A 14,298-nucleotide genomic window follows, 5' to 3' on the forward strand; every position below is an offset into this window, starting at 1 on the left:
GCTACCAAAAGTAACGACTAGCCGAGAAGCCCCCACTTCAAACAGTCCGTTAGGACGTTAAGTGGCGGGTAGTTCACTTTTGTTTACACACTTAAAAGAAACAAGCATATGATATTATATACTAATCCAAAAACCATATAGTCTACTTTCTAAGAGCACTGATCTGTGTTCTTTTTTTAATGAAGCTTTTGTTCATTTTTTTGCTATATTTTTTAAAATTTATTTATTACACTTAAAAAATATTCACGAAAATATTTACATATTAATTAGATTTTTCTAGTTGCTCGAGATTTCCATCAATACGATCAAAAATTTAAGCCTTGTATTTCATCCTGTTGAAATACCATCCAGCACAACCCCATGTACCCGTAATTTTTCACTTAACAATTTTGGTTCATATTATTTGGAGCTTAGAATAGCTATTCACTAGATCATACAATATCTCAAAAATAAACCTTCTGACCATCATATATTTTTCAACCCTGTGTATTGTAGGCTTTAATAGTTCCCAAATTGAATATGAACGAATAAAACCCAGAAGTGACTTCTATTAGTCCAAACACTTCACATTACTATTACATACTCTATAAAATGTTTGGATTTTATTATTTCAATCAAAACTTAAAGTTAGGAGGATTTAATATGGCAGATTGTACAGGTTTAGCTTGTTTTTTATTCTCTTCGTGGCCAACAGGAACAGTTGTTACAGTTACTACTAGATCAGGTCAAATTATTGGACCTGCTACTTTTTCACTTTTCTTTCCAAATATATGTGCAGTAGTATTGGTAGAAGATGATGTGATAACCCCCTCTTCTACCAATACTATATTCATCAGTTGTGAAGATATAGAAAGTGTTACTTTAACCACTCCTTAAGATGATTCATAGTGTTCTCGCTTAATCCATATTTAAGACATTCTAATGAATGTCTTTTTTTATGAAAAATCTAACCAGTATACCCTAAAATGTATCATTCTATTGTATCTAGTATTTCAATAAATTACTTTAATTTAAATTTTTTCTCTTCTAAAGGTTACTTGTCTACACATCGTTCTATAAACTTTCATATGATATAGTATATTGTTTTTAAAGGAGGGATAAATTTGTTCTTATGCAATTTATTTGGTTGTTCGGGTGGAGTATGTAGTATTTTTAAAAATTTACAACCAGGCGAAGTCGTTACTGTGACAGGTAAATCTGGGAATATTATTGGACCTGCTATCTTTACAAATTTTAACCCTAATACTTGTATCGTCACATTAGAAGAGGAAAATTCAGTTACTCCTCCTACTACAAGTATTACTAAGATTAGTTGTAAAGAAATAGAAAGTGTTACGTTTATCTCATAATATATTTTAAACCTAGAGCAGGGGTTGAAATATGAAGCTCTTATACATTACTTCTGGTTACTCAAAAATCTATCAATATCTAGATCAAAGCATACAAGGGGCTCTTATCGATCAAAATTTCGAATGGTCAGCAGTTCAGCCAAGTGAATTAATACCGCAATTAGATTTCATTACAACAACATTTCATCCCGATATTGTTTTCACCTTATTAGGAAATCATCTACCACAAAAAGCAATTCAATATTTTAAAAAACGGAACATTAAATTAGCTGTCTGGCTAACTGAGGATCCATTTTATATAGATACTTCTCTTCTTCTATTAAAAAACTTCGATTTTATATTTACTATTGATAGTGAAGCACTTAAATATTATGCAGCTTTAGGATATACCAATGTATATCATTTACCATTAGCAACTAATATAGATGTATTTAAACCTAATCTAAAAAATCCAAAATATAAAAGTGAAGTATTGTTCATTGGATATCCTTATCCTAACCGAGTAAATTTGATGCAGTTTCTCTTAGAAAAAACGCCTTATCACTATACTATTATTGGTCAACACTGGAGAAATAAGTTATTAAAAAAATGGAAGAATCACCAAAGAATTAAGGTTATAGAAGAATGGATTCCACCTCAAGAAGTTGCGCTCTATTATAATAACGCTAGTGTTATTTTAAATCCTCACCGTAGTCATCTATTTCCACAGAATAAAAATAAAAATAAAGTAAAAAATAATACAATTAATAATCGTACTTTTGATATTGCGGCTTGCCAAGGCTTTCAAATTATTGAAGAAAAACCTGACATTTCATCTTTCTTCAATGAAGATGAAATTATATCCTATAACAGCTTTGAGGACTGTTTAAACAAGATATCTTTTCATTTAGATGATACAATTCCGAAAAAATTAATGGTCGAAAAAATTTATTCAAAAGTGATTACACAGCACACTTTTTATGAGAGAATATACTTTATTTCTACTATTTTACAATCACAACTTCAGTAATTTACTAAATTAATAATATCTTTTCTTCTATAATCATTCTGAATAAATAAAAATGCTTTTTCAATTTCATGAAGAGGCATTTTTATTTATCTTTTTCCTATAAATAGCCCTTTCACAATTTCTCTGAAAGTTTTATTAAGCTCGTTTTCAATTCTACATGTTATTCTAAATTCTGCTTATATTATAACTACATCTAGAGTAACATCCCTGGTCAGAGTGGTTAACTAATAAAGTTAACCACTTTGTTGCGCCAAATACTTTTTATTTCTCGATATTTAACTCCTGGAATGAATTCTCGTTTATTAATACTATATTAGTGACATTGATTTTCCTCATAAGCATTTTTTGTAAAGGACCTGTTCTTCCACAGCAAGTCCTTTTTAATTTGTTTACTAATATATCGTTTTTGTTGATTTTCCGTTGACATCTTGTTGATTTTTTATGCACATTTAAAAGAAACAAACATACGCTATGGTATGTAAACTCTCTGCTCATAGAGTTCTACCTTTCTTATCGAAGAGCATACTTATATGTGTCCTCTTTTTCGCTTGTTATGAAATATCGTTTGTGTTATAATTCCTCATTACCCAGTTCCTTTAATGACAGGCTCCATAACTGCAAGCAAAGCATACAATATTAAAAATTTACTCATGAAAATCTGATTACTATCTACAGATTTTTTCATCTCATAAGACATTCACCTACCTTACTAAGAGTGCATATAAAAATGCGCTCTTTTTATTTGTTGTTAAATACAAATTACATCTATTCACTAACCTCATACTTGTACATATTATAATTACTATCTTTCTATATAATGTGAGCATATCACCTCCATTATGATTGGGTATAAGGATCGCTCTTTTATATTTCTAATGCATATTTTTATACACAATTCATATACATTAAATAACCTGATATGTCTTCAACTAATATTTTGATGACATTCCACTTTTTTAGACAACAAGCCCTCCGGTCGTTGTCTTTTTTCTTTTTCCTCTCCCAATGAGGACTTTGTTTTCACTTGGCACATACACTTAAAACATACATAAGATATATTGCTGTCACATCTTCACTTTTCGATATAAATCTTGCTCAAGGGGCGCTTTCTCGGGCGCTCCTTTTTTATTTTCAATTAACTATTATTCGAAAAATCAGAAAAGAATATACAGTTTTTTTTCTGAATACTCGTGATATTATTTTGTTACTGGTGTTCATCAACTCGAGCATTCAGTAACACCATCCACAGACTCTACTCTCATCCTTCCCTTTTGAGAGTAGAAATACTATTTTTGAACTATCCTAATTAGTATTTTTTTTATTGATTAAACCTATTTTAAAATGGGGTAGCAAGTTCGTTTACAAACTAGTTAGCACTTTTTATATTTCTTATATATAAATTTCCACAAATACATCATACTTAGTTGCTAATTCCTCCAGAGCTGGATTCTTTAGTTTTTATAATAAAATTCAAATTAAACTGCACAATGAGGGTACATAAGATAAATATCACCTAGAATTAACTATCTATTTCCGGTAGAAGATTCCCTCCCCAATCTGTGTGAAGGTGTGATAACATCAGCAGATAGATGGGAGATGAGCGTATGTCAAAATGTTTACAACTATACCATTGTACATATCACCCCTTTATAACAGAATATGTGAGTTTGGTTGCAGAAAAATCCACGCAATCGTTAAATTATCAATGTTCTATCGTCCACACTTGCTGAAATTGTGAAAAAAAAGCTAAGGTAGGGACAGTGGTTAGTCAAAGTACAATATATTTCAGTTCTCACCGTAGGAACTACGGACGAATCCTGCAAAGATAACTGGTGGATACACCGGAGTTTAATTAGTCACATATCTATATAGCCTACATAAACTAAAAATGTACAATTGCTTACTTTATATTTTTTATCCTGCAATATAGAAAATGAACATCAAAAATTAAACGTTCAAAAAATTAGATAGTTTAATTCCTTTCAAGAAAGCTATGGTCACTTGAAAATATCATAGGTATTTCGTTTAAAATAAACATTTTTTATGAGAAGGGAATGGAAATTATGCACAACTTTCATTTCATTTGTGATCAATTTGCTACAATCCTTAAAGGAAAAAGTAAAATAAGTCAAAGTGGTTGTTCCGTGTCTTTTCATCGTGATTTTAGGGTACTAGTTCAAGGAAAACCAAGTGCGTATGTAGTACCCGTTGGAGTAAGTTTCGAATCTATGGATCAAAATGGTAATGCATTAAATTTAGGAGAAATTGCTGTTCTACAAGAAGAAATCCCTTTATTTTTGAAATCAATTGTACAACAAGGAATTATCGTTAGTGCTTTACATAATCACGGGTTATACATGACCCCATTAATCATGTATATTCATATCCAATCAGTGGATCCCCCGTTACATTTTGCGAAAAAATTAGCAACTTCCTTTTTATCTTTAAGTAGCCCTCCTATTGCAGATATCAATGATGACCAATAAATGAATTATATGTATTTATTTTTTTGTTAATAGTTTTATTCATTACATGCCACCTCATTTCAAAATAAAAAAGGACACCTATCCCTAAAATAGCTTTAATTGCTGTTTTAATGAATTGGCGTCTTCTAATTTTCTAACCGGGCCTAGTCTTAATTCATTTCGTTTTCAGAAATTATTTTTTATAAAATCAATCCTAAACACATTCTTAACTTTTATTTTACTTGAAACATGTATTTTTTATAATTTTTATGCACCGATAAGATAAGCCCCATCATTATCATATTTGAAAACAGTGAACTCCCTCCATATGACAAAAAAGGAAGTGCAATTCCTTTTACCGGCATTATCCCAACAATCATACCGATATTTTGGAAGATTTGCAGTGTTAACACACTAATTGTCCCCGCACATAGTAATGTACCAAACAGATTTTCTGCTGAATAAGCAATTATAGTTACTCGATATATAAGAAGTAACAAGACCAATACAACGAGAGCCGCTATTATAAATCCACCTTCTTCAGCGATGGTAGCAAAAATAAAATCAGTATGCTTTTCAGGAATATATACACTTCCTTGACCGAATCCTTTTCCATTCAATTCACCACTTCCAACAGCTAAAAGAGATTGTTGCGTTTGATACCCTTGATCTGCATTTTCAGCTGGATTGAGCCAACCTATAATGCGTGATTGTTGGTGAGGTTTTAACCTAGTAACTAATTCTTTAAAGAAAAAATCTGGATATCTTACGTATGTAAATATTAATGTAGATAATAGAGTTACCGGAATGAATGTACAAAATACAATTAATTTCTTTTGAATCCCCGATATAAATAAAATAAATACAATAGATGCTGCGTATAAGAACACCATCCCTGTATCTGGCTGACTGTATACTAGAGCAATAGGAGGAATTGAAACTAACATAATTTTTCCAATCAACATGAAATCAGTTTTATATGTCCGCATCATATATTTAGCGTTATGATTCACTACTAAATTTGCGACAAATATAATTAGTGCAATTTTGAAAAACTCCGATGGTTGAATTTGACCAATAACAGGAAATTGAAACCATCTTTTTGCTCCCAATTTAACGGGAGTAAACGTTGATTCTGGTAGTATTTTTAATATAACAATTGACGCAAATCCAATAATATACAATGGCCAAGATAACTTTTGCCATTGATCCCAATCAATACTTGCAACAAATATTAACAGTCCAAAACCAATTATATAGTTCCTACCTTGCTGAAATGCAAAGTTTGTACTTCCATACTGGCCAGTTTGTTGACTACTATAAATTGCAGTGATACTAATAATACAAAACATGCATAAAATCAAAGTTAATTTTTTATCTAAACTACTTAGTAATTCTATTATTTTACTCATGAAACCCTCCTATAATACTCAACAAATTCCATACTTCATAATAATGACTAGCATCTTTTTTATATGCTTTTAATTATTCAAATGAAAATTATATTATAACGCAAAATTTTATTTTTTTTAAACTTTCCCTTAAGGTTTCACTTTAAATAGTTAAAGTAATAATAAGTAAATCTTAATTTTTTCTAAACTAAAATAAATCAGTCTTTTTTATCCAGAATTACTTAGTTTCTAACTTCTTTAAAAAATAATAGGCACTCTAAAGACCTTAATAATCCTATTTCTAGCCTACAAAGGAGGACTTTTGTTTAAAGCGGACAATCTGATACTAAAAAACTGTAATAATTGTTTTTCATATTAAATACTTAATTCTATTTCTTTTACTTCCGCCGCCTCATAATTCATAAATACCCCTACTGACTGTGTTCTCATCAAGTAATTCAAAATTGAATGTCCTGTATATTTCCCCTCTAGACACGTGAATAAAACTTAACATGTCGTCAATACTGTAGGCGAGGCTTTTAATAAATCTGCCTTAAATTCTTCCCACTCTAACTCTCTTGGTCGAGAGCCGAGCAGTTAGCTTTTGTTGGCTGCTCTTTTTTATTTCATCGTCACATTATGATGAAATAGTCATATATTATCTTGAATTTAAAAAACCTAATTCACTTTTCAACATCACACTTTCCCCTTAAAAAGGTCTTTTTATAGATGCTCTGTTTAGGTTTGTCAGCATAAAACGAAACATTCCGTCAATACTAAAGATAGGCGAAAGCCAGAACTCATTTAACCGTCCCTGTAGTTCTTCTCTTTTCTGTATTAAGCAGCTAGCTTTCACTAGCTGCTCTTTTATTTACACATATCGTAAGACTTCGAATACACTATGTTTGAAAGTGCTCTGTTTTATCAAAAGGCAATTCAGCGACGATTACCTTTTTTATTTCTCAATACTAAGTACATGGTATCAAAATCCCAATAATGGTAATATAAAGGTACCTTCAGTTGTTGAATGTCATGCCCTTTTAAAAGGCCCTGTCTAAAAACAGGGCCTTTTAAATTTATCTCCTACTAAAATAGCATTTTCATTATAAATCTTTCTATAAACGCTCTAATTTCCTCGGTATCAAATTATATCCCATGAAACAGGCGTCCCTTTTTCGATATCCTTACTCGCTTTTTTTCCGATAATTTTGGATAAGTGTTTTGGTAATAAGCCATTCCCTGGCCTAATAGCTTTAACATTTTCATTTGTAAAGACTTCTCCCGCTTTTATGTTTTCTACTACATATAATGATCTTCTAAATTTTAAAGAATCTTTTTCTATATCAGTAGGGCCATAATATACATTCCCCAAAGATTCCCATGCTTTTTCAGTTTCGCTTACTAATAATTTAAATTCAGCTGGTTCCATTGAAAATTTAGCGTCAACTCCTCCATCCAATTTCGAGAGCGTTAAATGTTTCTCAATTACTGTGGCCCCCAAAGCAACGCTCGCTACAGATACACCTACTCCCAGTGTATGATCAGATAAACCTACCTCACATTTAAATAACTCCTTCATATGAGGTATAGTAACTATATTTGTAAATTTTGGAGATGCAGGATACGTACTTGTACATTTTAATAGAATTAGTTCTTTACACCCTTCTTCTCTCGCAGCCCTTACTGTTTCATCTAGTTCAGCAATTGAAGCCATACCTGTCGAAATGATTAGTGGTTTTCCTGTTGCGGCTACTTTACGTATGAGAGGAATATCAGTATTTTCAAAAGATGCGATTTTATAACATGAAACATTTAATGTCTCTAGAAAGTCTACAGCTGTTTCATCAAACGGCGTACTAAATGGTATCATTCCTAACTCTATACAGCGATCAAAAATTGGTTTATGCCACTCCCATGGTGTATAAGCCTCTTTATATAAATGATAAAGTGATTTGCCTTTCCATAAACTTTTTGTATCGTGAATTAAAAAATCACCATTTTCTATATTTAAAGTCATTGTATCTGGTGTATATGTTTGAATTTTAAATCCTTGTGCCCCAGCCTCCGCAGCTGCCTCTACAATTTTCAACGCCCTATCTAATGATTGATTATGATTCCCTGACATTTCTGCAATAATAAATGGTGGCAGGCTATTGCCAATCTCTCTACCTCCGATATATATATTACTCATTTTTTTCACCTTCAAGTTCTTTTTTTATAGCTTCTTTTCTTGCCTCCCATTGTTCGCGGGACAAGGTCATTGTAATGACATCTATATAATCATTGTCCCTATAAATATAATCTTCATATCTTCCATCTTCTTTGAAACCAAGTTTCTGATGGAAGTTTAAACTAATACGGTTTGATTCTATTATTTCTGCACATACTTTGTGTATGTCTTTAATCTCAAAAATAAAGTCTAATGCTAATAAACCTAATACAGTTCCGGCATGTCTTACACTTTGTTTTTCACCTATATAAAATCCCCAATAACAAGTTCGATCCATTTTATCTATTTTTGTAAAATTAACAAAGCCAATTGGTTTTTCTTTATATGTTAATAATTTTGCAACCTTTGTATCATCTATTAATAGCTTTTCATACCACTTTAAATGTTCGTCTATTGTTATTTGATGATCTTTATACATAACCGACCGAATTTCTTTTGTATTCCGCCAATTTAAAATAATTTCTAAATCTTTTTTTTCTAAACTTTCCAATTCAAAATCCTCAATATCTAACATACTATCCTCCTAAAATAATTTTTGCTATTTCATTTGTATTACTGGCACACTGTATAGAAAGAGCTTTATTAGACATTTCTTTCACTATTTTAGAATCTGATAAAAGTTTGTTTAGATATTTTGTAATTGCTTTATCCGAAACACTTTCAGCTGTACCAATATTCCATGTAGCTCCAACTTTCTCTACAGCCTTGGTTACTGCAATTTGATTTTGGGCAGTTGTAATTGTTATAGAAGGTAATCCAAGAAAGCATCGTTCCCATGTGGTTGTGCCCCCAGCTCCTATCCCTAAATCCGCTCGTACGAGAAGCTCTTCCATATTCTCTATTTGACAATAATATGAAGCGTTAGAAACACTCTTACAATAAGTTTGAATCTCCTCTTTATTCGGATTTTGACTTCCTACCACAACGTCTATTTTTAAGCTATCTTTATTTATATTTTGTAAGGCTCTTAACGTTTTTAGTGTCTCATTTGTTACATCATGGCCACCAAAAAAAATAAAAATCTTCTCAATTTCTCCTGTTCTTTTTCGTACAGTTTTCTTAGCGGCATGAAACTCTGGCCGTAATATAGCGTATTTAGGCCCCAATTTTACTAATGAGTGCTCTGGTATTAAATCTTTATAGCGACCATTAAGGTTATCGTATAAATTTTGGTCTAGTAACAAATCACAGTCGTGCATTCGATTTGCAAGATCATCGATTACCATAATTTTTCGTACAGTTTTTCTTAAAGCAGACTCCCACTTATTATCTAATCCATAATGATCAACAATTAACCAATCACACTTGGGCAGCTGCGACAAAATATCATTGGTCTGCTGTGCATCAACAAACCAATGATATTTTAGCCAATTTATATAACTCCCGTTTTCTGAACTTAAGAAATTCGTATTTTCACCATCTCCATCTAATACAAACACATGAAATCCTTTATTTAAAATATATTGATGCAAATCACCTTGCAGCTTACGACAAATGAAATATACTTGAGCACCTTTATTTCGCAACTCTTGAGCCAGTGTTAAACAACGCATAATATGACCGGTACCTATTTCAATAGATGCGTCGGCGCGAAAGGCAATTTTTTTCTCAAGCAAGATACTCCCTCCTCACTAAAAGTACTATAACTTATTAACTTATAATTTCGTTTCCCTATTTAGCTCATCTACTAATGATTGTTGATTTGCCCATTTCAATTTCACATGATTATTCATTTCAATAAGTTCAGGATTTCTAAGGATGTAATCTTTTATTTGATGAAAAAATAAAGGTTTAGATTTTACATTCAGACCTTTATAAAGTTCATTGAACATATCTAAATCCGGTTGTTCATCTAATGTTAACCTCCAAGTAGGGTAACAAAATGGTGGAGGAAGTTTCACTATATTGATACGAAATAAATGTGGATTATTAATAAAATAAAACGGAAGGTATTCTGCATAGGTTAAAGGTTTTGGGGTTTGTAGTAGTCGTTCAATTGCCTCTAATGTAAAAATATCGCCTGCTGTTCCGACAGGTAACGTACTTAACTCTGCCTGTGTATAATCTGCACCACTTTTCAAATGTTCATCTAGTAAAAAAGTATTAATTTCTGGTGACACAGCTGGGCAATCTCCTGTAATCCGTATGACAATGTTTGCATTTTCTTGTTTTGCAGCTTGGAACATGCGATCAGCGGTATTTTCAGGATCACCTCTAAAAATCTTAGCCTTTCCATCTAAATTAAATTTTTCCAAAGGGTCATCTTGTGCAATATCTGAAGTAGCAAGTATGACCTGGTGCTTTCCTGGAATAGCTAATGTATTTATAAGACATCGTTCAATGGAAGGAACACCTTGTATTGGCAATATTGCCTTTAAAGGTAACCTAGTAGATTTTAACCGGCAAAGTACAATTATTACTACCTTTGGAGGTTCAATAACCTCTTTTGTTAATGGGGTACCTGCAGGCAAACTATATACAGCTACCTGAGGTAATAATTTCTCTGCTTCAAACTCGTTCAGCGCATTTTCTATAACGTTTAATTCCATTGTTACTTTATTAGCTGTAATAATCTCTCCTTTTTTAATATCAACTTTTGTAACCGCTCTTAACAATTTTGGGTTTTGCAATTTTAATAGCACCCCTTTCATTTAATTTTTAGCAACTTTATAAAACGAAAGAACTTTTCTCACAGCTTGTATTACATCCCGCACATCAGCTTCTGTCATTTTAGGAAATAGAGGCAGCGTAATAATTTCCTCATATACGTTTTCTGCTTGCGGACAAATACCTTTTCCATAACCTAATTTTTGATAAAACGGTTGTAAATGTACGGGTATATAGTGCACATTCACACCGATATTTTCTCTTTGTAACGCCTCGTAAACTTCTTTTCGATTACATTTTAATAATTTAGTATTTAAACGAATAATATAAAGGTGCCAGCTTGAATCGGTTTGAGGCAATTGCTTTGGTATGATGATTTCAGATAAACAACTAAATTCTTTATTATAGATGTCTACATATTTCTTTCGAATCTTAATAAAAGAGTCTAATTTACTTAACTGTGATAAACCAAGAGCAGCTTGTATATCCGTTATTCTATAGTTGTAACCTAAGAATTGCATTTCATAATACCAAGGCCCATGATTTTCAAGAAGTTTTCGAGGATTCCTTTCAATTCCATGCGTACGGAATTGAACAAGTTTTTCATAAAACAGAGGATTATTTGTGGTAATTACTCCGCCCTCTCCGGTAGTAATATGTTTCACCGGATGAAAGCTAAACATTGTCATATCACCAATTGAACCAATCTTTTTATTATTAAATGTAGCTCCTAATGCGTGGGCTGCATCTTCAATGATAATCAAATTATTTTCTTGTGCTATTTTTTGTATTGCTTCTAACTCTACAGGCTGCCCAGTAAAGTGTACGGGAATAATGGCTTTTGTTTTGTTTGTAATCTTTTCCTCTATAGATTTAGGACTAATGTTATATGTTTCATTGTCAATATCGGCGAATACCGGCTTTCCCCCCTGGTATAAAATACAATTTGCACTTGCTACAAATGTCATAGGAGTTGTAATTACCTCGTCTCCCTCAGTTATGCCAGCTGCATAGCAGGCAGCATGCAATGCAGCTGTACCATTTGAAAAGGAAACAGCGTATTTCGCTCCCACATATTTCGCTATAGCCTCCTCAAACTGTTGAACCATTGGTCCTGTTGTTAAAAAGTCCCCTTTTAATACGTCTACAACAGCCTGAATGTCATATTCATCAATTTGTTGCTGACCATATGGTAAATAAGTTTCTCTAACAGGCTTTCCTCCATGCATACCGAGAATTCCCCTTACCATTACTCTTTCTCCTTAGGATAAATTTTTAAAGATTTAATCCACTCTTCTGTTTTACTAACTCCATCTTCTAAAGAAACTTTCGGTTCCCAATTTAATATTGTTTTTGCTTTTTCATAATTACATAATAATTTTTGGATTTCACTTTGCGGATGGATATGAGTTACATGTTGAATACTTACTTTATTTCCCGAAATCAATTCTGCTAATTTATTAATGGATATATCTTGTCCTGTTCCAGCGTTGATAATATGACCATTTGCTTTTGCAGAGTATCCTGCTGCCACAACAAAATCTGCACAATCTTCAACGTATAAAAGGTCTCTCGTTTGTTTCCCATCCCCATAAATATTTAATGATACATTATCTAATTTATTATTTATAAAAATGGCAACAACCCCACCTTCACCACCTGTTTTCTGGAATGGACCATACGTATTAAATGGGCGAATAACCACTGCAGGTAGCTTATAAGCATAATAGTAAGATAAAACCATGTTTTCAGCAGCAATTTTCGATCCAGCATATGGAGAAGCTGGTTTAATCGGGTCTAATTCTGATATTCCTTGTATATTAGTAGCTTTATCATATACCATACAAGTGCTCATAAAGACCATTTTGACATGATACTTAAGACATTGTTCTAGCAAATTAAAAGTTCCTATTGTATCATTCTCAAAAGTTGTTCTAGCATCATCTATACTATCTTGAACATTGATACTCGCTGCTAAATGATAACAAAGGTCAAATGAATTATTTTCAAATAATTGAGCAACTAATTTTTTATCTTTAATATCCCCTTGAATGCATTGCTTTAAATTTAAATCGTGTGCAAATTCGGTAATATTTGCAGTAGTTGAATTTGCTAAGTTGTCTAATATCCATACTTCATGCTTATCCTGCAATAATCTCTTTACAACCCACCTACCAATAAAACCTGCACCACCTGTTACTAATATTTTCATAGTTTCTCCCCTCCTGTTAATAGTTGCTGGTTTAATATTAAATTTCTAAGCTCTTCTTTTGAAATCGCATTTTGATTATCAGAACGGTAAAACCCTGCTTTCGCCTTTTCTGCATTTTCATATTGTGTATCCTTTTTTAATGGGCTAGGAATGATAAACATATCTGGTAATTCAAAAGCCTGTAAAGACTCATCATGTGTCATAAGTTCTTCATACATTTTTTCACCTGGTTTTAATCCAATTTCTTCAATTTTTATATTCTCCTTAGGCAACCCATATAACTTTGTAACTTCTTCTATCATCACTTCACTTAAATCTTTTAATGAAATAACTGGCATTTTTAATATAAAAGTTTCACCACCCTTTGCTATTTTCATTGCTTCAATTGTTAACATTGTTGCTTGATTCAGTGTCATCATAAATCTACTCATATTAAGATCCGTTACAGTTATTTTTTGGTTTTCTTTAATTTGATTTTTAAATAAAGGAATGACAGAGCCTCTTGATCCCATCACATTTCCGAAACGAACACTTGCAAATATCGTTTCACTTGAACCTTTTGAATATTCCGCTGATGTAATCAACCTTTCAGCAGTCAACTTTGTTGCACCGTAATTATTTGTTGGTGAAATTGCTTTATCAGAACTCGTAAAAACCACCTTTTTTACTTTCTGAGCAATTGCCGCTTTTATTACATTTTGTGTTCCAAAAATATTGGTCAAAACTGCTTCAAACGGATTATATTCACAAAAAGAAACATGCTTCATCGCGGCCACATGAAATACATAATCAATATTTTCCATCGCACTAAATACTCGATCATAATTGCGTATATCCCCAATTAAATAACGAATATTTTGACTTTTATCTCTAAATTCTTCTTGTAATAAAAATTGATTATGTTCACTTCTACTAAAAACCCTTACCACTTTTGGCTTTTCCTGTAGAACATTATAAAGAATGCTTTTTCCAATTGTTCCTGTTCCACCAATAATTAATACGTTTTTATCTTTAAAAAACATGAAAATATATACC

General features: G+C 32.0%; 12 protein-coding genes. 4 read left to right on the plus strand and 8 right to left on the minus strand.

Translation table 11 applies throughout. The features are described 5' to 3' along the window. The first annotated feature begins 642 nt into the window (after positions 1-642). The 4 genes from COK05_RS23020 (at position 643) to COK05_RS23035 (ending at position 4,844) form a co-directional block, all read left to right on the plus strand. Positions 643-876 (plus strand): CGEA protein, encoded by a 234-nt coding sequence (locus COK05_RS23020; RefSeq protein ID WP_098614403.1) that lies wholly within the window; start codon positions 643-645, stop codon positions 874-876. A gap of 227 nt (positions 877-1,103) precedes the next feature. Further along, positions 1,104-1,349: a hypothetical protein gene (locus tag COK05_RS23025; protein WP_000477970.1), complete on the plus strand. Its 246-nt coding sequence runs from the start codon at positions 1,104-1,106 to the stop codon at positions 1,347-1,349. A 31-nt stretch (positions 1,350-1,380) separates the two neighbouring features. Beyond that, positions 1,381-2,358, plus strand: coding sequence for a CgeB family protein (locus COK05_RS23030; RefSeq protein WP_098614404.1), 978 nt, complete (start codon positions 1,381-1,383; stop codon positions 2,356-2,358). Between the two features lie 2,063 nt (positions 2,359-4,421). Next, a complete protein-coding gene (locus COK05_RS23035; protein WP_098614405.1) occupies positions 4,422-4,844 on the plus strand; it encodes a DUF1259 domain-containing protein in 423 nt (140 codons plus the stop codon). 212 nt (positions 4,845-5,056) lie between these two features. Here COK05_RS23035 and COK05_RS23040 read toward each other — a convergent pair whose 3' ends face one another. The 8 genes from COK05_RS23040 to COK05_RS23075 form a co-directional block, all read right to left on the minus strand. Next, positions 5,057-6,235 carry an FtsW/RodA/SpoVE family cell cycle protein gene (locus COK05_RS23040; protein WP_098614406.1) on the minus strand — a complete coding sequence of 393 codons (1,179 nt, stop codon included), beginning with the start codon at positions 6,233-6,235 and terminating at the stop codon, positions 5,057-5,059. A gap of 1,120 nt (positions 6,236-7,355) precedes the next feature. Continuing rightward, the gene (gene pseI, locus COK05_RS23045) at positions 7,356-8,405 is read right to left on the minus strand and encodes a pseudaminic acid synthase (RefSeq protein WP_098614407.1); all 1,050 of its coding nucleotides are present in this window, start codon (positions 8,403-8,405) and stop codon (positions 7,356-7,358) included. Next, complete coding sequence (pseH, locus tag COK05_RS23050; protein ID WP_098614408.1) at positions 8,398-8,958, minus strand: UDP-4-amino-4,6-dideoxy-N-acetyl-beta-L-altrosamine N-acetyltransferase; 561 nt, start codon at positions 8,956-8,958, stop codon at positions 8,398-8,400. Before pseH ends, pseI begins: the two co-directional genes overlap by 8 nt. Position 8,959: 1 nt before the next feature. Next, a complete protein-coding gene (gene pseG, locus COK05_RS23055; protein ID WP_098614409.1) occupies positions 8,960-10,060 on the minus strand; it encodes a UDP-2,4-diacetamido-2,4,6-trideoxy-beta-L-altropyranose hydrolase in 1,101 nt (366 codons plus the stop codon). A 39-nt stretch (positions 10,061-10,099) separates the two neighbouring features. Continuing rightward, the gene (locus COK05_RS23060; RefSeq protein ID WP_098614410.1) at positions 10,100-11,095 is read right to left on the minus strand and encodes a cytidylyltransferase domain-containing protein; all 996 of its coding nucleotides are present in this window, start codon (positions 11,093-11,095) and stop codon (positions 10,100-10,102) included. Then, entirely contained in the window at positions 11,096-12,301 is a 1,206-nt protein-coding gene (gene pseC / locus COK05_RS23065) for a UDP-4-amino-4,6-dideoxy-N-acetyl-beta-L-altrosamine transaminase (RefSeq protein WP_098614411.1), read from the minus strand. Then, complete coding sequence (locus COK05_RS23070; RefSeq protein ID WP_098614412.1) at positions 12,301-13,263, minus strand: GDP-mannose 4,6-dehydratase; 963 nt, start codon at positions 13,261-13,263, stop codon at positions 12,301-12,303. The genes pseC and COK05_RS23070 overlap by 1 nt, the downstream gene beginning before the upstream one ends. Next, complete coding sequence (locus COK05_RS23075) at positions 13,260-14,285, minus strand: SDR family NAD(P)-dependent oxidoreductase (protein ID WP_098614413.1); 1,026 nt, start codon at positions 14,283-14,285, stop codon at positions 13,260-13,262. The genes COK05_RS23070 and COK05_RS23075 overlap by 4 nt, the downstream gene beginning before the upstream one ends. Between the last annotated feature and the right edge of the window lie 13 nt (positions 14,286-14,298).

Origin of the sequence: Bacillus cereus (assembly GCF_002567495.1) — a bacterium.
Taxonomy (GTDB): domain Bacteria; phylum Bacillota; class Bacilli; order Bacillales; family Bacillaceae_G; genus Bacillus_A; species Bacillus_A cereus_AQ.

Excerpts from the sequence above, each read along its gene's own strand:
- COK05_RS23020 (WP_098614403.1), top strand. The coding sequence starts at position 643 with ATGGCAGATTGTACAGGTTTAGCTTGTTTTTTATTCTCTTCGTGGCCA.
- COK05_RS23030 (WP_098614404.1), top strand. The coding sequence starts at position 1,381 with ATGAAGCTCTTATACATTACTTCTGGTTACTCAAAAATCTATCAATAT.
- COK05_RS23035 (WP_098614405.1), top strand. The coding sequence starts at position 4,422 with ATGCACAACTTTCATTTCATTTGTGATCAATTTGCTACAATCCTTAAA.
- COK05_RS23040 (WP_098614406.1), bottom strand. The coding sequence starts at position 6,235 with ATGAGTAAAATAATAGAATTACTAAGTAGTTTAGATAAAAAATTAACT.
- pseI (WP_098614407.1), bottom strand. The coding sequence starts at position 8,405 with ATGAGTAATATATATATCGGAGGTAGAGAGATTGGCAATAGCCTGCCA.
- pseH (WP_098614408.1), bottom strand. The coding sequence starts at position 8,958 with ATGTTAGATATTGAGGATTTTGAATTGGAAAGTTTAGAAAAAAAAGAT.
- COK05_RS23060 (WP_098614410.1), bottom strand. The coding sequence starts at position 11,095 with ATGAAAGGGGTGCTATTAAAATTGCAAAACCCAAAATTGTTAAGAGCG.
- pseC (WP_098614411.1), bottom strand. The coding sequence starts at position 12,301 with ATGGTAAGGGGAATTCTCGGTATGCATGGAGGAAAGCCTGTTAGAGAA.
- COK05_RS23070 (WP_098614412.1), bottom strand. The coding sequence starts at position 13,263 with ATGAAAATATTAGTAACAGGTGGTGCAGGTTTTATTGGTAGGTGGGTT.
- COK05_RS23075 (WP_098614413.1), bottom strand. The coding sequence starts at position 14,285 with ATGTTTTTTAAAGATAAAAACGTATTAATTATTGGTGGAACAGGAACA.